At 66.6% G+C, this 22,821-nt stretch carries 19 protein-coding genes and 1 CRISPR repeat array (1 of these 20 only partly in view); of the genes, 8 read left to right on the top strand and 11 right to left on the bottom strand.

Features of this window, described 5'->3' with window-relative positions:
• Positions 1-30: 30 nt before the first annotated feature.
• On the top strand, positions 31-2,223 hold the full coding sequence (gene uvrB / locus QE360_RS09315) for an excinuclease ABC subunit UvrB (RefSeq protein ID WP_309697280.1): 2,193 nt from the start codon (positions 31-33) through the stop codon (positions 2,221-2,223).
• 508 nt (positions 2,224-2,731) lie between these two features.
• On the opposite strand, the gene QE360_RS09310 is transcribed toward uvrB, so the two are convergent.
• Entirely contained in the window at positions 2,732-3,103 is a 372-nt protein-coding gene (locus QE360_RS09310; RefSeq protein ID WP_309697282.1) for a PRC-barrel domain-containing protein, read from the bottom strand.
• Between the two features lie 129 nt (positions 3,104-3,232).
• Here QE360_RS09310 and QE360_RS09305 point away from each other — a divergent pair, with 129 nt between their 5' ends.
• Complete coding sequence (locus QE360_RS09305) at positions 3,233-3,766, top strand: hypothetical protein (RefSeq protein ID WP_309701006.1); 534 nt, start codon at positions 3,233-3,235, stop codon at positions 3,764-3,766.
• Between the two features lie 389 nt (positions 3,767-4,155).
• On the opposite strand, the gene QE360_RS09300 is transcribed toward QE360_RS09305, so the two are convergent.
• The 4 genes from QE360_RS09300 to ruvB form a co-directional block, all read right to left on the bottom strand.
• On the bottom strand, positions 4,156-5,427 hold the full coding sequence (locus QE360_RS09300; protein ID WP_309701004.1) for a hypothetical protein: 1,272 nt from the start codon (positions 5,425-5,427) through the stop codon (positions 4,156-4,158).
• Positions 5,424-6,158, bottom strand: a complete 735-nt coding sequence (locus tag QE360_RS09295; RefSeq protein WP_309701002.1) for a hypothetical protein — start codon at positions 6,156-6,158, stop codon at positions 5,424-5,426. Before QE360_RS09295 ends, QE360_RS09300 begins: the two co-directional genes overlap by 4 nt.
• Positions 6,159-6,162: 4 nt before the next feature.
• On the bottom strand, positions 6,163-7,377 hold the full coding sequence (locus QE360_RS09290; RefSeq protein WP_309701000.1) for a toxic anion resistance protein: 1,215 nt from the start codon (positions 7,375-7,377) through the stop codon (positions 6,163-6,165).
• A gap of 304 nt (positions 7,378-7,681) precedes the next feature.
• Positions 7,682-8,707, bottom strand: a complete 1,026-nt coding sequence (gene ruvB, locus QE360_RS09285; protein WP_309697291.1) for a Holliday junction branch migration DNA helicase RuvB — start codon at positions 8,705-8,707, stop codon at positions 7,682-7,684.
• Positions 8,708-8,890: 183 nt separating this feature from the next.
• Between ruvB and QE360_RS09280 the strand changes: the two genes are divergently transcribed.
• Positions 8,891-9,793, top strand: coding sequence for a 2-hydroxyacid dehydrogenase (locus tag QE360_RS09280; RefSeq protein ID WP_309704123.1), 903 nt, complete (start codon positions 8,891-8,893; stop codon positions 9,791-9,793).
• Between the two features lie 4 nt (positions 9,794-9,797).
• On the opposite strand, the gene ruvA is transcribed toward QE360_RS09280, so the two are convergent.
• From ruvA to QE360_RS09260, 4 genes are all read right to left on the bottom strand, one after another.
• A complete protein-coding gene (ruvA, locus tag QE360_RS09275; protein ID WP_307100688.1) occupies positions 9,798-10,397 on the bottom strand; it encodes a Holliday junction branch migration protein RuvA in 600 nt (199 codons plus the stop codon).
• Positions 10,398-10,683: 286 nt separating this feature from the next.
• Positions 10,684-11,202: a crossover junction endodeoxyribonuclease RuvC gene (ruvC, locus tag QE360_RS09270; RefSeq protein ID WP_309700998.1), complete on the bottom strand. Its 519-nt coding sequence runs from the start codon at positions 11,200-11,202 to the stop codon at positions 10,684-10,686.
• Positions 11,203-11,306: 104 nt separating this feature from the next.
• Entirely contained in the window at positions 11,307-12,050 is a 744-nt protein-coding gene (locus tag QE360_RS09265) for a YebC/PmpR family DNA-binding transcriptional regulator (protein ID WP_307100692.1), read from the bottom strand.
• 27 nt (positions 12,051-12,077) lie between these two features.
• Complete coding sequence (locus tag QE360_RS09260) at positions 12,078-12,617, bottom strand: DUF1003 domain-containing protein (protein ID WP_309697295.1); 540 nt, start codon at positions 12,615-12,617, stop codon at positions 12,078-12,080.
• A gap of 69 nt (positions 12,618-12,686) precedes the next feature.
• On the opposite strand from QE360_RS09260, the gene QE360_RS09255 reads away from it, so the two are divergent.
• Entirely contained in the window at positions 12,687-14,150 is a 1,464-nt protein-coding gene (locus QE360_RS09255) for an ATP-binding protein (protein ID WP_307100696.1), read from the top strand.
• 584 nt (positions 14,151-14,734) lie between these two features.
• Here QE360_RS09255 and QE360_RS09250 read toward each other — a convergent pair.
• Both QE360_RS09250 and QE360_RS09245 read right to left on the bottom strand, forming a co-directional pair.
• Positions 14,735-14,995, bottom strand: coding sequence for a DUF2312 domain-containing protein (locus QE360_RS09250; protein ID WP_261268946.1), 261 nt, complete (start codon positions 14,993-14,995; stop codon positions 14,735-14,737).
• A 171-nt stretch (positions 14,996-15,166) separates the two neighbouring features.
• Positions 15,167-15,469: a DUF1244 domain-containing protein gene (locus tag QE360_RS09245; RefSeq protein ID WP_261268945.1), complete on the bottom strand. Its 303-nt coding sequence runs from the start codon at positions 15,467-15,469 to the stop codon at positions 15,167-15,169.
• 71 nt (positions 15,470-15,540) lie between these two features.
• On the opposite strand from QE360_RS09245, the gene pyk reads away from it, so the two are divergent.
• The 4 genes from pyk (at position 15,541) to cas2 (ending at position 21,893) form a co-directional block, all read left to right on the top strand.
• The gene (pyk, locus tag QE360_RS09240; protein ID WP_309697301.1) at positions 15,541-17,010 is read left to right on the top strand and encodes a pyruvate kinase; all 1,470 of its coding nucleotides are present in this window, start codon (positions 15,541-15,543) and stop codon (positions 17,008-17,010) included.
• A 315-nt stretch (positions 17,011-17,325) separates the two neighbouring features.
• On the top strand, positions 17,326-20,598 hold the full coding sequence (cas9, locus tag QE360_RS09235; protein ID WP_309700996.1) for a type II CRISPR RNA-guided endonuclease Cas9: 3,273 nt from the start codon (positions 17,326-17,328) through the stop codon (positions 20,596-20,598).
• 15 nt (positions 20,599-20,613) lie between these two features.
• Positions 20,614-21,543 (top strand): type II CRISPR-associated endonuclease Cas1, encoded by a 930-nt coding sequence (gene cas1 / locus QE360_RS09230; protein WP_309700994.1) that lies wholly within the window; start codon positions 20,614-20,616, stop codon positions 21,541-21,543.
• On the top strand, positions 21,540-21,893 hold the full coding sequence (cas2, locus tag QE360_RS09225; protein ID WP_309700992.1) for a CRISPR-associated endonuclease Cas2: 354 nt from the start codon (positions 21,540-21,542) through the stop codon (positions 21,891-21,893). The genes cas1 and cas2 overlap by 4 nt, the downstream gene beginning before the upstream one ends.
• A 73-nt stretch (positions 21,894-21,966) precedes the next feature.
• Positions 21,967-22,821: a CRISPR direct-repeat array (repeat unit 36 nt; unit sequence AGCATAGCCGCTCAGAGATTGCGGTCCAGCGGCAAC) (it continues 435 nt past the right edge of the window).

Genomic DNA, 22,821 nt, shown 5'->3' with positions numbered 1-22,821 from the left:
AAACGGGAACAGATACCCATATTCGCACCCATGGCGATCCAGATCCGCACCACCCTAGACGAGCCCGAAACCGGGGTCAGCTTCATCCCCCACCGCCCGTCGCGCCCCGAAAAGGCCGAAGGCGGCAAGCGGTTCGAGCTGGTGACGGACTATACGCCGAACGGCGACCAGCCCGCCGCGATCCGCGAACTGACCGCCGCCGCACGCGCGGGCGACAAGGATCAGGTGCTGCTGGGCGTCACCGGATCGGGCAAGACCTTCACCATGGCGAAGGTCATCGAGGAGTTGCAGCGCCCCGCGCTGATCCTGGCACCCAACAAGATCCTGGCGGCGCAGCTCTATGGGGAGTTCAAGAACTTCTTCCCCAACAACGCCGTCGAATATTTTGTCAGCTATTACGATTATTACCAGCCTGAGGCCTATGTGCCCCGTTCGGACACGTACATCGAGAAGGAAAGCTCGATCAACGAGTCGATCGACCGGATGCGCCACTCGGCGACGCGCGCGTTGCTGGAGCGCGACGACGTCATCATCGTCGCCTCGGTGTCGTGCCTTTACGGTATCGGCTCGGTCGAGACCTATTCGGCGATGATCTTCGACCTGAAGAAAGGCCAGAGCGTCGACCAGCGCGAGATCATCCGCAAGCTCGTTGCGCTCCAGTACAAGCGCAACGACGCCGCCTTCATGCGCGGCAATTTCCGGGTGAAGGGCGACAATCTCGAAATCTTCCCCTCGCACTATGAGGATTCGGCCTGGCGCATCTCGTTCTTCGGGGACGAGATCGAGGAAATTGTCGAGTTCGATCCGCTGACCGGCAAGAAGGTCGCGCATCTCAACTCGGTGCGCATCTACGCCAACAGCCACTATGTGACGCCGGGTCCGACGATGAAGCAGGCGGTCGAGGCGATCAAGTTCGAGCTGGCCGAGCGGCTGAAGGAGCTGGAGATCGAGGGCAAGCTGCTGGAACGCCAGCGGCTGGAGCAGCGCACGAACTTCGACCTGGAGATGATCGCCGCCACCGGCAGCTGCAACGGCATCGAGAATTACAGCCGCTTCCTGACCGGCCGCCTGCCCGGCGAGCCGCCGCCCACTTTGTTCGAGTATCTGCCCGAAAACGCCGTGCTGTTCGTCGACGAGAGCCATGTTACCATCGGCCAGATCAACGGCATGTCGCGCGGCGACCATCGGCGCAAGATCACGCTGGCCGAATATGGCTTTCGCCTGCCCTCCGCGATCGACAACCGGCCGCTGCGCTTCAACGAATGGGACGCGATGCGCCCGCAGACGGTCAGCGTTTCGGCCACGCCCGGCAATTGGGAGATGGAGCAGACCGGCGGCGTCTTCGTCGAACAGGTCATCCGCCCCACCGGGCTGATCGACCCGCCGGTCGAAATCAAGCCGGTCGAGGAACAGGTGCAGGACCTGATCATCGAGGCGCGCAAGACGACCGAACTCGGCTATCGCACCCTCGTCACCACGCTGACCAAGCGGATGGCGGAGGACCTGACCGAATATATGCACGAGGCGGGGATCAAGGTCCGCTACATGCACTCCGATGTCGAGACGCTGGAGCGTATCGAGCTGATCCGCGACCTGCGGCTGGGCGTGTATGACGTGCTGATCGGCATCAACCTGCTGCGCGAGGGGTTGGACATTCCCGAATGCGGGCTGGTCGCGATCCTCGACGCGGACAAGGAAGGCTTCCTGCGCTCCGAGACCTCGCTGATCCAGACGATCGGGCGCGCGGCGCGCAATGTCGATGGCCGCGTGATCCTGTACGCCGACCGGATCACCGGATCGATGGAGCGCGCCATGTCGGAGACGTCACGGCGTCGCGAGAAGCAGATGGCCTATAATGCCGAACATGGCATCACGCCGCAGACGATCCGCCGCCAGATCGGCGACATCATCGCGCATGTCGCCAGCGGCGATCAGGTGACGGTGCCGATCGATGAGGACCGTCCGCACATGGTCGGCCACAATCTGCGCGCCTATATCGAGGAACTCGAAAAGAAGATGCGCAAGGCCGCCGCCGACCTCGAATTCGAGGAAGCCGGCCGGTTGCGCGACGAGATCCGGCAGCTGGAGAATGAGGAACTGGGCCTGCCCGTCCATGAGCAGAAGGCCCCGATCATGGGCCGCTCCAACGAGGGCAAGCCAGGAACGCGCAAGACGCGGTTCGGCAAGAGCAAGAAGTTCGCGAGCGGGCGCAAGGCGAATTGATCGAAGGGGCAACCGCACCATGTGAAGCTCCCCATGGGGCGCGCATCCCGCTTCCCCTCCCCCATCCCCTCCCGCAAGCGGGAGGGGATGGGGGAGGGCCCGCGCCGCAAGGGCTAAGGGTCAAAGCTGTTCGTGACGCTAACGCGGTTACCGCAGGGACCCCAGGCCGCTTAAGGGCCGATCGACATTCCGCGATGCCTTATCCTTCCCTCGCCCCTCGCAGAGGGGAGAGGGTTGCGCAGACTTGGTCTTTGCGAAAGCAAAGGCTTAGTCGGAGCTGGGTGAGGGGTGGGCGCTCGCCCTGCGAGCGCGCGAGCCTCTGGGCTCGGTCGCCCCCTAACCCTAGCTGGACCTGTTTGGCCTTTGCCCCTCCCCAACCCCTCCCCCTGCCGGGAGAGGGGCTATCGGGTCACGCGAGGCGAAAGGCGCCGGGCGTAGCAATGGCCATCACGCGGGCATTCGGACAAGGCGGGCACATACGCCCCCCCACGAACCACCTTCCACCCCCTCACCCCAGGTCGAGATTCTCCGTCGTCACGCCATAATAGCCCGCCACCCGGTCGGCATAGGCCTGGTCGAAAATCGGCGCATTGTTGGCCCAGCTCGGGCCGCCTTCCAGCAGGCGGCGGTCGACGGTGATGACATATTGGTCGTTCACCGGATCGAACTGCAACAGGCTGAACGGCACCGGGTAGAAGCTCTTGCCCATGCCCAGGAACCCGCCCAGCGCCAGCACCGCATGCGTCGCGCGGCCCGATCGCTTGTGGACCATGAAGGAATAGACGCTGCCGATCGTGTCGCCGTCGCGGCTCTCCAGCTTCAGCGTGCCCGCGACATTGGACTGGACCAGGATCAGGGTCGGCGTATCGTGATCGGCCATTCTTAACCTCCGTTTATCGCCCTTCAAACCCGCCAGGGCGAGGCCGGGTTCCGGTGCCCGCCGCAACGGCACGGCCTGCCGCAGCACGGGGTTGAGCGATAGTTGATGCTCGCCCATAGGCTGGGGGCGATGCGTCGCTTGTCCTTTGCCCCCCTCGCCACGACGATGGTCGCGGCGGCCGCCCTGTCGGGCTGTATCCCCGCCACCCGCCCCGAGGCCGCTCCGCCGGTCCGTCACACGCCCCGCCCGGCCCCGCAGCCGCCCGCACCGCGTCCCGTGCTGGGCTCCGACTGGCGCGACTGGCCGCTGACGCCCGGCGACTGGCGCTATCGGCGCACCGCGCAAGGGTCGACCGCGGTGTTCGGTACGGCGGGGGTCACGCGGCTGGCGCTGACCTGCGATCCGCGCATCCGCCAGATCAGGCTGGATCGCCCCGCCTCGGTCGCCGGGAGCATCACCGTCCGCACCTCCAGCACGACCAAGATATTGACCGCGCGCGCCGTCGCGGCGGGGGCGGAAATCCTGCTCCCCGCCGCCGACCCGCTGCTCGACGCCATGGCGTTCAGCCGGGGGCGGTTCACGATGGAACAGGCGGGCCAGGTGCCGCTCGTCATCCCCGCCTATGCGGAGATCGGACGCGTGATCGAGGATTGTCGGGGCTGAGTCCCGGCCGTTTGGCGGGCGCAAGATGCTCGGCTAAACATCGTTGCATTACAAGTCTTGTTTATCGACTTTCGACTACGCACATTGCGATTGCGCACTTTGAAAGGGCGCGTTGGCTATCCACTAGCGAAAGGAGGTGATCCGATGTCTCATGGTTCAGCAAGGGGGTCGGTTCAGTTCGTTCGGGGGGCCGGTCTCTGACATCGACGGATGCGGTCCGGGGGGTATTCTCCCCCAATCAACGGCCGTGTCCGATGTCATGAGGCCCGCATGGTCTCCCGGGCTGGAGCTCTCCGGCCGCTGACCATGTTTAGGGGTTGCCGGGGCCGTCGCGATGACGTCCCGGCAGCCTCTTTTCATATGGGGCAGACGGGACGGCGGCGTCCGCGTCACGGCCTTGCCGGGGCCGGGTCCTGCATCACCAGCCGCAATGGCCTGTCACCGGGCACCATCAGCGACGGCACATCCTCGCCCGCCCGCACCAGCACCTGATCGACCGGAATCGCATCGTCGCTCTCGCCCGCGATGAACGCCTGCACCAGCCGCTCGCCCCTTTGCGGCACGAAGCCCGGCGGGATCGCCAGAGGCCGCCGGTTCATCGCCGCCAGCCAGTCCGGACGCCCCTTCACCCTGCGGGCGGCGGGATGATAGACCTGCAAGTCGACCGCACCGGCATATTGGCCGACGGTGACGGGGCGATCGCCGTCGAACAGGATCGTCGATCGATCATAGCCCTTCGCCGCCAGGGCCTGGCGGGCAAGCCCGGTGTCACGCCCCATTTGCGGCCCCAGGGTCACCTGATCGATGGTCAGCGGATCGATGCCGGTCTTCGCCTTCAGCCGGGTCGCCATCCAGCTGTACGTCCCTTCGTCCCAGCCCTGGATCGGCCGCTCCGTGACATGGCTGAAACCGACATAGACGAAGAATTTGGCCTTGGGATCGGCCGCCAGCGCCTGCGCCAGGTGATTGGCCTGTGCCTCTTCCCGTCGGGCGATGCTTTCGGCGCGACTCGTGCCGCCGCCGCGCTCCGCCTGGGTGATCTCATAGGCCAACGGGCGATAGCCGAGCGACAGCGACTGGCGGACGAAATCGGCGAACACGGGGTCGCGCGTATAATAGCCCGTACCGTTGAGCGTCGGATAACCGCTTTTCGCCAGGCGAGTCATGGCGGCCTGCGTCCCGTCGCTGACGAAGGTCTCCGCCGCCAGCACCGAATAGCCCAGCGGCCGGAGAGCCCGCGCCACCTCCAGCGCAAAGGCCCGATGCCGGGGAACGCCGTGATTCTCGTTGAGGATGACCACGCGCGTCCGGGCCGCCCGCGCGACGATCTCGGCAATGGCGTCGCGCGGGGTCCCGGCGCCGACCCGCTCCGCCATCGCCCGAGCCTCGGCGTCCTCGGCTGGTGCGGGCTCGGCCTCTACGGGTTCGGCCGTCATCAGCGTCCGCATTTCCAGCCACTGGCCGTGAACGAAACCCGGCTTCGCCTTGCCGGCCGGATCGAAAGCCAGCGGCCGGAGCCGCTCGGCGGCATCGAGATAGCGTCCTTTCCCCAGCAGTTGCGACGCCGCGTTCGCCGCCTCCAGATCCGCCTGCGTCGCGCCATCCTGTGCCATCGCGGCGGTGGAGAATGCCATCAGCACCACCGCCGCGCGCCGAATCATTCCGCCTTTTCCTCGCGATACTTCATTTCCAGGAAGCGTCCGCGCGTCGACAGGCTGTCGAGATCGGCCTGGGCCAGACGCTGGGTCATGTCGCCAATCTCCTGTTCGATCAGCTTCAATCCGTCGACCAGCTGTGCATCCGGCGTGCGCCCGTTGCGCTCGACCCGGCGAAGCGGCTCGGGCACGCGCTCATAATCGCGCAGAAAGGCGGGCAGCTGCTCGCCGATCAGGCGGCGGACCTCCATCGCCTCGGCGGTGTCGTTGTCGACGGCGGCGAGCTGCGGCGACAGCGTGTCGAGCCGCTGGCCGATCCGGTCGACCAGCTGCACGGCGGGCGCGGGCAGCAAGGGGCGCTGCGCCTCCAGCCAGCGTTCGGTCTGGGCGGGCAGCGCCTTGATATCCACCTGCGCCAGCTTGGCCGGGCTGGGCGCGCGCGCGGCCGGAGCCAGGGCGATCGCCAGCGTCACCGCGATCATCAGCATCATCGCCGCCAGCGCCCCGAAAATGCCGATCCCGCCGGGCAGGATCAGCCCGGTCACCATCGCCGCGATCAGGATGACGGCATTGGCGACCGCGATCAGGATCACGCGTTGCAGGGCCGAGCGCGCGCGGCGGCGCACTCGCTTGACGGTCTGCTGCGCGGACCCGCGATAATCCTGCGAGATGCGCGCCATCACTTCGCGCGCACGCTCGATCTGGGCATCGACCTCGTTCGAGCGGGGTGTGGTCACGGGCTTACAGCGCCTCCAGCTTGAACGACGACGACGATGCGCCGCCGGTCAGTTGCGGGTTCTGCGCCCCCTCGGCCCGCGCGATATAGCCCTTCGACTTCTCCACCTCGTTGCCCAGCGTCGTGACGGTGGTCTTCATCGAATCGAGCGCCTTCAGCTTGAAGCTGTCGATCGCGTCCATCGTGTCATAGATATTCTGGAAGGCGCGTTGCAGCGTTTCCAGCGGAATGGTCGAGGCCGCCGCCTGCTCGTGGATCTGCGCGGTTTGGCTGCGCAGCAGCTTGCCGGTCGAATCGATGATGTTGGCGGTGGTCGAGTTGAGCGCGGTGATCTGGTCGAGCACCAGCTTCTGATTGGCCAGCGCCTGCGCCACGGTGACCGCGGTGCGCAAAGCCGAGACGGTGGTGGTCGAGGCGCGGTCGACGCCCTTCACCAGCTCGACATTGTTCTTCTTGACCAGATCGAGTGCCAGATAGCCCTGCACCGTGACCGCCATCTGGGTCAGCAGGTCCTGGGTCCGCTGGCGCGTGTAGAACAAGGCGGTCTCGCGGATCGCCTTGGCCTTGGCGGGATCGGTGTGATCCAGCTCGTTGGCCGTATCCTCCAGCTTGGCGTCCATCGTCTTGGACAGATGGATCATCTGCTCCAGCCGCCCCATCGCCGACCACAGGTTCGCCCGCTCGGTATCGATCGCGGCATTGTCCATCAGCAGTTCGTCGCGGCCCGAGGACAGGCTCTTCAAGATCGCGGCGATATGCGTCTGGGACGAGCGATAGCCGTCGAAATAGTCGCGCATCTTGTTACCGAAGGGCAGGATGCCCAGCAGCTTGCGCGGTGCCGAGAGATTGCCCTGGCGACCGGGATCGAGGCTTTCGACCACGCGGCGCAGTTCGGTCAGGTCCTTGCCCACGCCAGTCTCGCCGTCCATCGCCTTGACCGGTCGGTCGAGGAAGCGGTTGGACTGGCTGGCCGCCTCGCGGATTTCCTTCTGCCCCATGGCGGTGATCGCATCGACGCGGCGGCCGAATTCGGGGCTGTTGACGTCCTGCGCGATCAGTTCGGCGACGAAGCCGTCGACCTTCTGCTCCAGCTGGCTGCGGGTCTTGTCGTCGACCGGCACCAGCCCGGCGGCCTGAGACGGCGCCACCATCGGCACGGGATCGGGCGGCGTCAGGGTCAGCCCCTTTTCCCCGGTCACAGTCTCGGCGGTCGTGGCCATTACGCGTCTCCAAATACCTTGCCGCCTAGTGTGGAGGGGATGGCCGCGCGGTTCAAGTGTATTAACCGCATAATACTATGCGACGCGTTTTCCATCTGTTCGACGGGATCAACGAAACCGATGCGGCAAGGCTTCGTTGGATGGCGGCGGCCCGGCTTCTCCGGATGGCCTGCCGATCATGCAGGATGGCGACGACACTCCCGCCCGGTCCAGCCGACCGAGGGCCGAGCCGAGTTATACCCTGCCTGGCCCCTGCCGGTCGTCCGACCGGCGGGGGTCCTTTTCGAACGGCCCCGCCCGCCCCTCAGGCGTCGAACAACCCGTCCTGCGACCCCACCGGCGGGTTCAGCCCCAGATGCTTCCACCCGCCCGCATTCAGGATACGCCCCCGCGCCGTCCGCGCCAGCAGGCCGAGCTGGATCAGATAGGGCTCGATCACCTCCTCGATCGTGTCGCGCGGCTCGGACAGTCCGGCGGCGAGCGTTTCCACCCCCACCGGGCCGCCGCGATAGACATCGGCGATCATCGTCAGATAGCGCCGGTCCATCGCGTCCAGCCCCAGCGAATCGACCTCCAGCCGGTTGAGCGCCTGGTCGGCGGCGGCGGCATGGACGATCTCATGTCCCGCCACCGTCGCGAAGTCGCGCACCCGGCGCAGCAGCCGCCCCGCGATACGCGGCGTCCCGCGCGATCTGCGCGCGACCTCGACCGCGCCGTCCTCGGCGATCGGCAGGTCGAGCAGCCGCGCGGCGCGGGTCACGACGCGGGTCAGTTCGGCGACCGTATAGAATTGCAGGCGGACCGGGATGCCGAAGCGATCGCGCAAGGGCGTGGTCAGCAGCCCCTGGCGCGTCGTCGCCCCGACCAGCGTGAAGCGCGGCAGGTCGATCCGTACCGAGCGCGCCGACGGCCCCTCGCCGATCATCAGGTCGAGGACGCGGTCCTCCATCGCGGGATAAAGGACTTCCTCGACCGCGGGTTGCAGGCGGTGGATCTCGTCGATGAACAGGACGTCGCCATCCTCGAGATTGGTCAGCAGCGCGGCGAGATCGCCCGACTTGGCGATGACCGGGCCCGAGGTCGCGCGGAACCCCACCCCCATCTCGCGCGCGATGATCTGCGCCAGCGTCGTCTTGCCCAACCCCGGCGGGCCGAAGAACAGCACATGGTCCAGCGCGTCGCCGCGCCCCTTCGCCGCCTGGATGAAGACGCGCAGATTGTCGCGCGCGGCCTGCTGGCCGACGAACTCGTCCAGGCTCTTGGGGCGAAGCGCGGCGTCGACATCCTCGGGACGGCGGCTGGCGGACAAAAGACGGTCTTGGTCGGTCACGACACGCGCCCTAGCGGCTGGACGGCGTGGCTGTCGAGCAGCGGGAGAAAGGCAGAAACGGCGAACATTGCACGAACATAGCAGCCTGTGGCCGACAGGGACAGCCATGGCGTCACTGGGCCGCGTGACCTGGTCCGTTGCGCTTGCCTCATGTGGCGGACTTTCGCCGCAAATCGCGCTAGACTGGCGGGCATGCCGCACGACCTCTTCCTGGCCACGTCCATTCCGCCCGCGCTGGAACTGGCGCTTGCCGAGCGTTTCCAGCTTCACCGCGACGACGCCCCGCCCTCGACCCGCGCGATCGTCGGCGGCGGGATGATGACGGTGGACCAGGCGCTGCTCGACCGGCTGCCCGCGCTGGAGATCATCGCGGTGCACGGCGTCGGCCATGACCGGATCGACCGGGAGGCGGTGGCCGCGCGCGGCATCCGCATCGCGATCACCCCCGATGCGCTGACCGAGGATGTCGCCGACCAGGCGATCGCGCTGTGGCTGGCGGTCGAGCGCCGGGTCGCCGCCAACGACCGCGCGATGCGGATGGGCAACTGGACGGTGCCGCTGGGCCGACGCGCGAGCGGGCGGCGGATCGGCATCTTCGGGCTGGGCCGGATCGGCCAGGCGATCGCCCGGCGCGCCGAGCCCTTCGCCAGCGAGATCCTCTACACCGCCCGCTCGGCCAAGCCCGTGCCATGGCGCTTCGTTCCCGACCCGGCGACGCTGGCGGCGGAGAGCGACGTGCTGATCCTCGCCGCGCCGGGCGGGGCGGACACGCACCATCTGGTCGACGCGGCGATGCTCGACCGGCTGGGGCCGGAGGGGGTGATCGTCAATATCGCGCGCGGCAGCCTGATCGACGAGGAGGCGCTGATCGCCGCGCTGGAGGCGCACCGGATCGCGGGCGCGGGGCTGGACGTGTTCGCCGAGGAACCCGACGTGCCCTATGCGCTGCGCCGGATGAACCATGTCGTGCTCGCCCCGCATCAGGGCAGCGCCACGCGTGAGGCGCGGGCCGAGATGGCGGCGATGGTGGTCGCCAATCTGGAGGCGCATTTCGCGGGACGCGAGCCGCCGGGGTTGCTGGGTTAAACCCCTATTTGGCCGCCTTGCGCAGCGCCAGCCGCACCAGCGCATCGAGGGTCGCGCCCGCGCCCAGTTCCTCCTCGGCCGAAGCCACCGCCGCGCTCGCCTCGGCGGGACGGAAGCCCAGGTTGAGCAGCGCCGACACCGCATCCGCGCCCGCCCCGACCGGCGTCGCCGCACCGCCACCCGATCCGGGCGCCAGGACGATGCCGCCGACCTTGTCCTTCAACTCCATCACGATCCGCTGCGCCAGCTTCGGCCCGACGCCATTGGCGCGCGCGACCATCGCCTTGTCGCCGCTGGCGATCGCGCGCATCAGGTCGGCGGGCTCCAGCGCCGACAGGATGGCCAGCGCCACCCGCGATCCCACGCCCTGCACCCCGGTCAGCAACCGGAACCAGTCCCGCTCGTCCGCGCTGGCGAAACCGACGAGGCGGATCGAATCCTCCGATACCAGCATCTCGGTATGCAGCATCGCCGCCTCGCCCACCGGGCCGATCGAGGATAGCGTGCGCGCCGAGGCGCCGACCAGATAGCCGACCCCCCCGACATCGATCACCGCATGGTCGATGCCGGTGGAGTCCAAACGTCCCTTGAGGTGCGCGATCATGGCGACGGATTAGAACAAAACGGGGGTTTCGTCACGCCCCCCGCCGATGTTGCTGGTGGGACGGGTTCACGCGAAGCCGCGATGGCGCGAAGAAGGTTTGTGCGCGCAGAGGCGCGGAGGGCGCGGAGGCGGCGTCCTGTTGGGCGAAGCCCAGGCTGTACCATCAACCGTAGAGATAGGAGGGCCGCTGGCGCGGCATACCAACCATCTCTGCGTCCTCTGCGCCTCTGCGCGAACAAACCTTCTCTTCTTCGCGTCATCGCGGCTTCGCGCGAACCCACACTCCTTAAAAAGCAGAAGTCCGCCGCTGCATCGCCCGTGCGCTCGCCAAATGGTGGGCATGGGTGATCGCCACCGCCAGTGCGTCCGCCGCGTCCGGCCCCGCTAGCTTCACGCCGGGGAGCAGGTGGCCGACCATCGCCTGCACCTGTTTCTTGTCCGCGCCGCCGGTGCCGACCGTCGCCTTCTTGACGATGCTCGGGTGATATTCGCCGACGATCAGCCCCGCCTGCGCCGCCGACAACAGGACGATGCCGCGCGCCTGGCCCAGTTTCAGCGTGGATTGCGCGTTGCTGTTGCCCAGCACCTCTTCCACCGCCGCGCCGTCGGGCCGTTGCTGGCGGATCACGTCATAGAGCGCCGCGTGCAGGTTCGCCAGGCGCCGGGGGAGCGGCATCGACGGCTCGGTCTTGATCTGGCCGTTGGCGACATGGCGCAGGCGGTTGCCCTCCGCCGCGATCACCCCCCAGCCGGTGGTGCCGAGACCGGGATCGAGGCCGAGGATGATGGCGGGGGGTGGGGTCATGACGGGCTTTCGGGAGGGGTTATCTTGCGCGTGGCTTGCCCCTCCACCACGCGGCCATCCCGCGCGGTCCCCCTCCCCAAGCCGAGCTTGGGGAGGAATAGGGGTTAGCCGAGCTTTTCCATCACTTCGTCGGAGACTTCGTAATTGCCCCAGACGGTCTGGACGTCGTCGTCGTCGTCCAGCGTGTCGATCAGCTTGAACAGGGTCGCCGCCGCCGCTTCGTCGACCGCGACCATGGTCTGCGGACGCCAGGCCAGCTTGGCGCCTTCCGCCTCGCCCAGCACGGGCTCCAGCGCCTTGGCGACTTCATGCAGATCGGCCTGCGCGGTCCAGATCTCGTGGCCGTCCTCGGTCGAGGTCACGTCCTCGGCCCCGGCTTCCAGCGCCGCCTCGAACACCTTTTCGGCGTCGCCCGCGCTGGCGGGATAGTTGATCAGGCCCATCCGGTCGAAACCGTGGCTGACCGAACCGGCGGTGCCCAGATTGCCGCCATTCTTCGACACCGCGGTGCGCACATTGGTCGCGGTGCGGTTGCGATTGTCGGTCAGCGCCTCGATGATCAGGCTGACGCCGCCGGGGCCGAAGCCCTCATAGCGGATTTCCTCGTAATTCTCCCCGTCGCCGCGCGAGGCCTTGTCGATCGCGCGGGCGATATTGTCCTTGGGCATCGAGGCCGCCTTGGCCGCGTTGACGGCGGCGCGCAGACGCGGATTCATGTCCGGGTCGGGGGTGCCCATCTTGGCCGCGACGGTGATTTCGCGGGAAAGCTTGGAGAATGCCGCCGAGCGCTTCTTATCCTGCGCGCCCTTGCGGTGCATGATGTTCTTGAATTTGCTGTGGCCTGCCATCGGTGCCTCGTAAAATGATCGCGCTCTCTACGACCGCGCAAGGGCTTTTGCCAACCCGTCGATCTTCGCCTCCAGCGAGTCGAGTCGTTCGACGACCGTGCTGTCCAGCTTGTGATGCAGCCGCAATATGTCGATCTCGGCGCGCAAATTGGTGCGATAGTCGAGGCTGGCGGCCAGCCGATCCTTGGCCGATTGCCGGTTCTGGCTCATCATGATGACCGGCGCCTGGATCGCCGCCAGCGTCGAGAGCATCAGGTTGAGGAAGATGTACGGATAGGGATCGAAGACCAGCCCGAAATGGCCGAGCACGTCCGAGTTCAGCAGCATCCACCCCAGCAGGATCACCGAAAAGGTGATGATGAAGCCCCAGCTTCCGCCGACCGCCGCCACCCGGTCGGCCAGTTTCTCGCCCCAGGTCGAGCTTTCGTCCGCGACATCGGCGGCGTCGCGGGTGCTCAGCTGGCCCGACTCGATGTCGGCGATGACCTGGCGTTCTTCCTCGTCCAGTTCGTGCGCGGGCTTGCCCAGCGTACGGCGGGCGATTTCGGCGGCGGTCGACAGGGCCATGTTCGGTCGCTCCCTCGGGGAATCAAATGCCTTGCTCCTTGGGGCGTTGATCGGCCAAACGCCAGAGTCATGACGGTACGCGTGGATATGGGAACCGATGAGCGTGGCTCGTCGGTGCCGATCGATCTTGAGGAACTGCTGGCGACCCGCCTGCTGGTGCAGGGCAATTCGGGGTCGGGAAAGTCGCATCTGCTGCGCCGCCTGCTCGAGAAATCGGCGGGCCAGGTGCAACAGGTGGTGATCGACCCCGAGGGCGATTTCGTTACGCTTTCCAAGGCCTATGGCCATGTCGTGATCGAGGCGGGCGACTATGCCGAGCGCGAGGTCGGACGGTTCGGCGCGCGAATCCGCGAACACCGCGCCTCGGTGGTCCTCAGCCTGGAGGGGCTGGAGATCGAGGGGCAGATGCGCTGCGCCGCGACCTTCCTCAACGCGCTGTTCGATGCCCCGCGCGAGCATTGGTATCCCGCGCTCGTGGTGGTGGACGAGGCGCAGCTGTTCGCCCCCACCACCGGCGGCGAAGTGTCGGAGGAGGTCCGCCGCGCCTCGCTGTCCGCCATGACCAACCTCATGTGTCGTGGGCGCAAGCGCGGTCTGGCGGGGGTGATCGCGACCCAGCGACTCGCCAAGCTGGCCAAGAACGTCGCCGCCGAGGCGTCCAACTTCCTGATGGGCCGCACCTTCCTCGACATCGATATGGCGCGCGCCGCCGACCTGCTGGGCATGGAGCGGCGCCAGGCCGACTCGATCCGCGACCTGGCGCGCGGCACCTTCCTGGCGCTGGGGCCCGCCGTCTCGCGGCGGCCGATCACGGTGAAGATCGGCGCGGTCGAGACTTCGGCGCGGTCGGGCAGCCCCAAGCTGACCCCCCTGCCCGACGCGCCGCCGCCCGATTTGCAGGAACTGCTCTTCGCGCCGGTCGAGGAAGCGCCGACCCTGCCCATGACCTTCGACCCGCGCCCGCGCCGGGTGCCCGCCGAGGAACTGATGGCCGATCTCGGCCGCCCGCCCTTGCCCACCACCGCCGCGCCGCCCGCGCCGGAAATGGACGAGGGCGAAGTCGAGGCGATCTACGAACAGGTACTGCGCGCGATCGTAGAGGACCCCGAATCGACCTTCCGCCCCGCCTCGGTGCTGTTCCAGGATTTCCAGGTGCGCTGCCGGATGGCGGGGCTGGCCCGGCCGCCGCTCGACCTGAACGGCTTCGCCCGGCGGCTGTCCTGCGCGCGGGCGGGGATTTTCGACGTCAACGATCCCGACTGGCAGGAGGCACTGGCGCTGGCCGGGATGCTGCCCGACGACATGCTGGGCGCGTTCCTGCTGGTCGCGCGCGCGGCGCGGGAGGGCTTGCCCTGCCCGCCGGATACCAAGATCGCGGAGACCTATGGGACCAGCTCGCTCGGCCGGGTGAAGCGGCTGATCGCCTATATCGAGAGCCGCGACCTGTTCGTGTGCCGCACCGACCTGACGGGGAAGCGGTCGATCACGATTCCCCGGCTGGGCTGGACGACCCAGGCGGCGGAGATGGGGTGAGGGTTTGGCTTGGCCTTCGACTTCGCTCAGGCTGAACGGGGGTGGGGGTATGGCAAAAGCTGCACTTTACGAGTTTGCCCTTATCCATAGCTGGTAAAGTTAGTGCCGACGACCACGGCAACGATCAACGAAACACACAACAAAGCAAAGACCATAAAGCATCGCCGATCCCAACCAACATTGGCCGCCATCCCAACTCCGATCGGTATGACGAACATCCACACTAAATTGATCGGAGACCTAAAATTGTTGAAATCTGCGACTAACTCACAGACCACGGTCAAGAGCACCACAAAACTCGCTTGAGCCAGATACCGATGTCGCTTGATGACAGACCGGAACGTCATTGCATCGCATTCAGCTATCATCGAAACTCCTATTTACGAGCTATCAAGCCTCATGTCGGGCAGGACGCGTCGCTATAGGCATGATACCTACATTGCCTGAAGCTGCAACGCTCGTCGACCCAACCCCCGTTCAGCCTGAGCGAAGTCGAAGGCCACGCCTGACCGCCCGCCCCAAGCAAAAGGGCGACGGAGCTCAAAGCCCCGCCGCCCTTCGCATCTCCGAACCCGAAACCGGGATCAGATCATGCCCAGCGCCTTCATATACACTTCGAGGATGGCTTCCTCTTCCTGATATTCCTCGCGCTTCTTCTTGCGGATCTGCATGATCTTCTTGATCGCCTTGGGGTCGTACCCGCGCGCCTTGGCTTCGGCGAAGACATCCTTGATGTCGTCCGAAATGCCCTTCTTCTCTTCTTCCAGCCGCTCGGCCCGCTCGATCAGCAGGCGCAGCTCGTCGGCCGTCACATTGCCGCTGCTGTCGTAATTGTCGTCCGCCATCGTCTTAACCCTCTGAATACCGATAGGCCCGCATGACCGAATCCATGTCGCGGCCCGTACCTGCCCCCTCAATCAAGCGAAGGTCGGTCTGGCGCGGCCGGATCAGGCCCCATGTCGGGATCGGCGGCGGGTCTAGGCGCTTAACGCGACATGCTCAAGCGGGCATGTTCGTCAGGCGTTCTTCTTCACGCTTTCGGCCATGCGCGCCAGCTGCTCGGGCGTCGCTTCGCCCTGATGCTGCGCCTTCCACTGGTCATAGGGCATGCCGTAGATCGCTTCGCGCGCGGTCGCCTTGTCGACCCCTGCGGCCTCGCCCACCCAGTCGGACAGGCAGTTGCGGCAAAAGCCCGCCAGCCCCATCAGGTCGACATTCTGCGCATCGGTCCGGTGGCGCAGATGCAGGACCAGCCGCCGAAAGGCCGCCGCCGCCGCATTGTCATCGATTGCATTCAACGCATCCACTGCATCGGCCATATTCGTCTCTCCAAGGTTGATCGCGCCGCATTAGGCTTTAGGACGCACCCAGAAAAGAAGCAGGATGTAAGATGACCCAGGCCCTCCCCCCGCGTTCGCGAAAAGTCCGCGTTCTTGCCACGCTTGGCCCGGCCAGCAGCGATCCCGAAATGATCGCCACCCTGTTTCAGGCAGGGGCCGACGCCTTCCGAATCAATATGAGCCATGGCGACCAGCAGTCCAAGGTTCCGCTGATCCAGGCGATCCGCGCGCTCGAGGAGCGGTTCGGTCGCCCGACCACGATCCTCGCCGATCTTCAGGGGCCCAAGCTGCGCGTCGGCAAGTTCGCCGAAGGCAAGGTGATGCTGGAAACCGGCAGCACCTTCGTGCTCGACCGCGATCCGACGCCGGGCGACGCCACCCGCGTCGAACTCCCCCACAAGGAAATCTTCGCCGCGATCGAGCCGGGCGCGCGCCTGCTGCTCGACGACGGCAAGCTGGTGCTGCGCGTCGCCTTCCATGACGAACAGAAGATCACGACGCTGGTCGAGGTCGGCGGTGCGCTGTCGAACAACAAGGGGCTGAACGTTCCCGACGTGGTGCTGCCCATGGCCGCGCTGACCGAGAAGGACCGTTCGGACCTGGCCTTCGCGGTCGAGCAGGGCGTGGACTGGATCGCGCTGTCCTTCGTCCAGCGCCCCGAGGATCTGATGGAGGCGCGCGGCCTGATCAAGGGCCGCGCCGCGCTGCTCGCCAAGATCGAGAAGCCGCAGGCGATCGACCGGCTGGAGGAAATCGTCGAGCAGTGCGACGGCGTGATGGTCGCGCGCGGCGACCTGGGCGTCGAACTGCCGCCTCAGGCCGTCCCGCCGCTCCAGAAGCGCATCGTCGAGGTGTCGCGCCGCATGGGCCGCCCGGTCGTCGTGGCGACGCAGATGCTCGAATCGATGATCCAGAGCCCCTCGCCCACCCGCGCCGAGGTGTCGGACGTGGCGACCGCCATCTATGACGGCGCCGATGCGATCATGCTGTCGGCCGAGTCGGCGGCGGGCGCCTGGCCGGTCGAATCGGTCGCGATGATGAACGCGATCGGCGTGTCGGTGGAAAACGACCCCGGTCATGGCGACCGCGTCCACTTCACCGCGATGACCCCCGACCCGACCACCGCCGACGCGCTGGCGGCGGCGGCGGCGGGCATCTCGCGCACCGTGTCGTCCAAGGCGATCATCTGCTTCACCTCCAGCGGCTCGACCGCGCGCCGCGTCGCGCGCGAGCGGCCCTCGGTGCCGATCCTGGTCCTGACGCCGCAGCTGGAAACGGCGCGCCGCCTGGGCCTGCTCTGGGGAACGCATGCGGTCCATACCCGCGACGTCGAGTCGTTCGAGGAGATGGTCGCCAAGTCCAAGCGCATGGCGCTGCGCCACGGCATCGCCGAGGCGGGCAACCAGGTCGTGCTGATGGCGGGCGTCCCCTTCCGCACGCCGGGATCGACCAACGTCCTGCACGTCACCCGCATCATGGGCGACGAGTTGGCCAATTATGGCGACCAGGCGGAAGCGTAAGTTTCCGCGCCTGTACGCATGAACAGTCAAGGGCGGCGGGGCGAATGCTCCGTCGCCCTTTTCCATGCGACATCGCCAACGCCGGACAAGAAAAAAGCCAGCGCCGTAGCGCTGGCCTTATCTGGTGCAGACATGACTGCTTGTTAGCCGCCAGTACCGCAATCTCTGAGGCCCACAGTCTTTGCGATTTCATGGCGTCGGTCAAGTGCGATTTACCGCCGGAACGAACCATCTTCCGGTTTCCGCCCAAGGACTTTCCTCCCAAGATAAACGCGTCCATCATTCGGCCGAACGAACAGATGGGCGGGGGAGCAGATGGGCTGGCGACTGGGACTGGATCTGGGCGCGAATTCGCTGGGCTGGGCCGCGCTGCACCTGGACGGCGCGGGCAATCCAAACGGAATCCTCGCCATGGGATCGCGAATCTTCAGCGACGGGCGCGATCCCAAGTCGGGCGCCTCGCTGGCCGTCGACCGGCGCGCCGCCCGCGCGATGCGGCGGCGGCGCGACCGATTCAAGCAGCGTCAGGCCGCACTCATCAAATATCTGATTCGCGACGGGCTTTTCCCCGCCGACCAGGCCGAGCGGCAGAGGCTGGCGGTCGAGGACCCCTATGCCCTGCGGGCCCGTGCGCTGGATGAGGCGCTGTCGCCGTTCGAGCTGGGCCGCGCGCTGTTCCACCTCAACCAGCGACGCGGTTTCCAGTCCAACCGCAAGACCGATCGCGGCCAGGATGACGAAGCGGGCAAGATCGCGGTCGGCGTCGACCGGCTGACCCGGCAGATGCGGGAGAGCGATGCCCGGACGCTGGGCGAATTTCTCCATCGACGGCGTCAGGCGGCGGAGGATGCCAACCATATCCCCTCGGTCCGCACCCGGCTGCGCCCCGAAACCGGCGAGGGGGCCAAGGGCGACGGCTATGACTTCTACCCCTCGCGCGCGCTGATCGCCGAGGAGTTCGCCGAGATCTGGGCGGCACAGGCGCCGCATCATCCGACCGTGCTGACGCGCCAGGTCCATGACCGGCTGTACGAGATCATCTTTCACCAGCGCCCGCTCAAGGCCCCGCCGGTTGGGCAATGCACGCTGGTCCCCGGCGAGACGCGGCTGGCCAAGACGCATCCGCTGTTCCAGAAGCGCCGCCTGCTCGAGGAGATCAACGCGCTGACGATCGTCAGGGCGGGCGAAATCGCGCAGCGGCTGACGCCCGAGCAGCGCGATATCCTGTTCCTGGCGCTCAAGACGCGCGCGAAGATGAGCTTCGCCGCCCTGCGCAAGCAACTCAAGCTCGACCCCGCCGATCGTTTCAACAAGGAGAGCGAGAACCGCACCGAATTGAAGGGCGACGAGGTCGCCGCCGAACTGGGCGCAAAGAAGCGGTTCGGAACGCGCTGGGCGCATCTGTCGACCGAGGCGCAATGGGAGGTGGTGCAGCGGCTGACGGCGCTCGAGAGCGAGCGCGACGAGGCGGCGTTCGCGGACTGGCTGCGGCAGACCCACGGGCTTTCGGAGGACGAGGCCCAGGCGGTGCTGGGCGCACGCTTGCCGGACGGGCATGGTCGCTTCGGGCCGACCGCGACGACGACGCTGATCGACTCGTTGCTCCACGACCGGACGGAGGATGGCCGGGTCCTGGTCTATAGCGAGGCGGTGCAAAGATCGGGCCTCGGCCATCACAGCGATTTCCGCCGCGACGACGCCGATCGGGAGGTCAGCGAACTGCCTTATTACGGCGTCGCGCTGGAACGGCATATCATGCCGGGCACCGCCGAGCCGACCGATCCCGAGGAGATGCGGATCGGCCGCCTGACCAACCCCACGGTGCATATCGGGCTGAACCAGCTTCGCCATGTCGTGAACCGCCTGATCCGCGCCTATGGCCCGCCCGACGAAATCGCGGTCGAACTCGCCCGCGAACTGAAGCTGACCGACGAGGAAAAGAAGCGGCGCAACCGCGAAAATGCCGAGAACCGCCTCGCCGCCGAGGGGCGGTCCCGCAAGCTGGAGGAGATTCGCCAGCGTGACAGCGGCGCGAACCGCGCGCTTCTGAAGCGGTGGGAGGACCTCAATCCGGGCAATGTGCTCGATCGCCGCTGCATCTATACCGGCGAACAGATTTCGATCGACATGCTGTTCTCCGCCCAGGTCGAGGTCGATCACATCCTGCCCTTTGCCGAGACGCTGGACGATTCGAACGGCAACAAGCTGCTCTGCCTGCGCGAGGCCAATCGCGAGAAGCGGTGCCGCTCCCCCTATGAGGCCTGGGGTCACACCGATCGCTGGCCGGGGATCGCCGAACGCGCCTCTCGGCTGCCCAAGGCCAAACGCTGGCGGTTCGAACCCGATGCGATGCAGCGTTTCGCGCAGGACGGCGGATTCCTGGCGCGGCATCTGGTCGACACCCAGTATCTGGGGCGGCTGGCGCGCGAATATCTGACCTCGCTCTATCCCGGACGCGGGGAGGGATCGAACCCCGTCTGGGTATCGCCTGGCCGCCTGACCGAGATGGTCCGGCGCAAGCTGGGGCTGAACGATCTGCTTCCCGACCATAATTTCGGCGGCGGCGCGGACCAGCCCAAGAACCGGCTCGACCATCGCCATCACGCCATCGACGCGGTCGTGGTCGCGATCGTCGACCGGGGCATGCTGAACGCCATCGCCCGCGCTTCGGGTCAGGAGGGCAGCGAAGGGCGCGAGCGCATCCATGTCCCCGCGCCATGGGACGGCTTTCGCGACGACCTGCGCGCGGCGGTCAACCGCATCATCGTGTCGCACCGCCCCGATCACGGCACGGTGTCCAAGGCGGGCCTGCGTCCCGGTCGCGACCAGACCGCCGGGCGGCTGCACAACGACACCGCCTATGGCCTGACGGGCGAGACGGATGCCAAGGGCAACAGCATCGTCGTCAGGCGCGTGCCGCTGGGCGCGATCAGGAAGCCCGCGGATATCGCCCGGGTCCGCGATCCGCTGCTCCGAACCGCGCTGGCCGAATTCACCCAGGGGCATGACGGCAAGGCGTTCGAGGCCCGCATGGCGCGCTTCGGCGAACTCGGCCCCCTGCTCTACCGCGGCATCCGCCGGGTGCGCGTGACCGAGCCCCTGACCATCATCCCGATCCGCGACCGCGATGGCCGCGCGTACAAGGGCTATAAGGGCGACAGCAATTATCGATACGATGTGTGGGAGATGCCCGACGGGAAGTGGCGGTGCCAGGTGATCTCGATGTTCGATGCCCACCAGACCTCCGAACAGCCACGCCCCCATCCGGCCGCGCGAAAAATCCTGAGCCTTCAGCGCAACGATATGCTCGCGGTCGAACGGACCGACGGCAACCGCGAGCTGGTTCGCGTCGTGAAATTCTCCGAGAAGCAATTCGCCGTTGCCGCACCGCATGAAGGCGGAGCCCTGAAAGCCCGCGATGCCGATGGGGACGATCCGTTCCGCTATCTCTATCCGTCACCCAACACGCTCAAGGGCTGGCGGGCCCGGCAGGTGCGCATCGACGAACTCGGCCGTGTGCTCGACCCCGGCTTTCCCGCCCGCAAGACCGTAAGGCGCACCCGCCCCCGCGCCGCGCCGGCCGATTGAGGGACGCACGCCGCGATGGGGCTGGAACGGATCGTCGATATCGCCACCGACAACCGGCATCTGTCCGTCCATCGCGGCTTCCTGATCGTCTCGGAGGATCGGGTCGAGGTCGGCCGCGTGCCGCTCGACGATGTCGGCGCGGTCATCGTCCATGCGCATGGCATCACCTGGTCGACCAACCTGATCGTTGCGCTGGCCGAGCGGGGCGCGGTCCTGCTGCTATGCGGCTCCAATCACAGCCCCGCCGCCATCTGCCTGCCGATCGACGGCCATCATGCGCAGAACGGCCGAATGCGCGCGCAATGGGAGGCCGGCCGGCCGCTGTCGAAGCAGCTGTGGCGCGCGCTGGTCGTCGCCAAGATCCGCTGGCAGGGCGCGGTGCTGGCCGCCAACGGGCATTCCGCCACCGCCTTCGACCATCTGGCGCGCAAGGTCGGGTCGGGCGATCCCGAAAATGTCGAGGCACAGGCGGCGCGGCGATACTGGCCGCTACTGATGGGTGAGACCTTTCGTCGCGACCGGGATGCGGACGGCACCAATGCGCTGCTCAACTTTGGCTATGCGGTGATGCGCGCGACCTGTGCCCGCGCAGTGGTCGCCGCGGGGCTGCATCCGTCGATCGGGGTGCATCATGCGCATCGCGGCAATCCGCTGGCGCTGGCCGACGACGTGATCGAGCCGTTTCGCGCGCTGGTCGATGCGCTGACCCTGAGGCTGATCGCGCGCGACATCACCCGCGTCACGCCCGAGGCCAAGCGCGCCTATGCCGGGCTGATCGCGGTCGACCTGATGCTGGACGACGGGATCACCACCGTCTGGCTCGCCATCCAGCGCGTCGCCCAGACGCTGGCGCGCAGCTTTCAGACCGGGCGAGCCGCAGACCTGGTCCTGCCCCTGCCGCCCTCCGCGCTGGAGCTGGCCGGGCTGGAGGGCCTGGTCCGATGACCATGGGATCGCCTGGCATCGGGCAATTGTCGGGATATCGGCTGATGTGGATTTTCGTGATGTTCGACCTGCCGGTGACCACCAAGACAGAGGCCCGGGCCGCGACCAAGTTCCGCGAATATCTGCTCGACGAGGGATTCGAGAAAAGCCAGTTTTCGGTCTATGCCCGCTTTTGCAGCGGCAAGGAACAGATGGAGGCCTATCTGCGTCGTATCGAGGCCCATCTGCCCGACAAGGGAGAGGTCCACATCTTGAGCTTTACCGACCGCCAATATGAAAACATCATCCGCTTCGCCGGCCAGTCCCGTCGACAGCCGCGAAAAAACCCCGATCAGTTGGCGCTGTTCTGATGATTCGCGAAGGGTTTGACTATGCCGGATGGGGGATTTCGTGGTTGCGGATCAACACGATATCCCACCATCCAGCATAGCCGCTCAGAGATTGCGGTCCAGCGGCAACTGAGCCATCGACACGGTCGACAGAACGCGCAGCATAGCCGCTCAGAGATTGCGGTCCAGCGGCAACTTTCGGCGATCGGCGACGTTCCTGACGCCAAGCATAGCCGCTCAGAGATTGCGGTCCAGCGGCAACTCGAGGACCAGCGCGCCTGGCATGACATAGAGCATAGCCGCTCAGAGATTGCGGTCCAGCGGCAACGTACACATGCTGGAGTATTATATCAATCGAGCATAGCCGCTCAGAGATTGCGGTCCAGCGGCAACAGTTTGGTGGCGTGGTATTCTGCTCGAATTAGCATAGCCGCTCAGAGATTGCGGTCCAGCGGCAACCTCGGCCTCGTTCCACGCCCACTTTTGGTGAGCATAGCCGCTCAGAGATTGCGGTCCAGCGGCAACTGGATTATCAGTTGGCATCGTCGGAGGACCAAGCATAGCCGCTCAGAGATTGCGGTCCAGCGGCAACTAATATACGATGGGCTAACCGGCACTTCGCAGCATAGCCGCTCAGAGATTGCGGTCCAGCGGCAACGGCCCAGCGGTGTTGTCGATGCCGATGCTAAGCATAGCCGCTCAGAGATTGCGGTCCAGCGGCAACACACGTCTCAGCTGAGATCGCTGCGTTGGCAGCATAGCCGCTCAGAGATTGCGGTCCAGCGGCAACGCGACGCCTCGCGGCGCTGAAGATCGGTCGAGCATAGCCGCTCAGAGATTGCGGTCCAGCGGCAACCGACTGCCCGACCGAGCGCCAGGCCGCGGAAGCATAGCCGCTCAGAGATTGCGGTCCAGCGGCAACTTGGTCGACCCATTGCCGTCCGGGGTT

Source organism: Sphingomonas sp. SORGH_AS_0789 (assembly GCF_031453055.1).
Classification (GTDB): Bacteria; Pseudomonadota; Alphaproteobacteria; order Sphingomonadales; family Sphingomonadaceae; genus Sphingomonas.
This window is presented reverse-complemented; position numbering and strand designations above follow the sequence as displayed.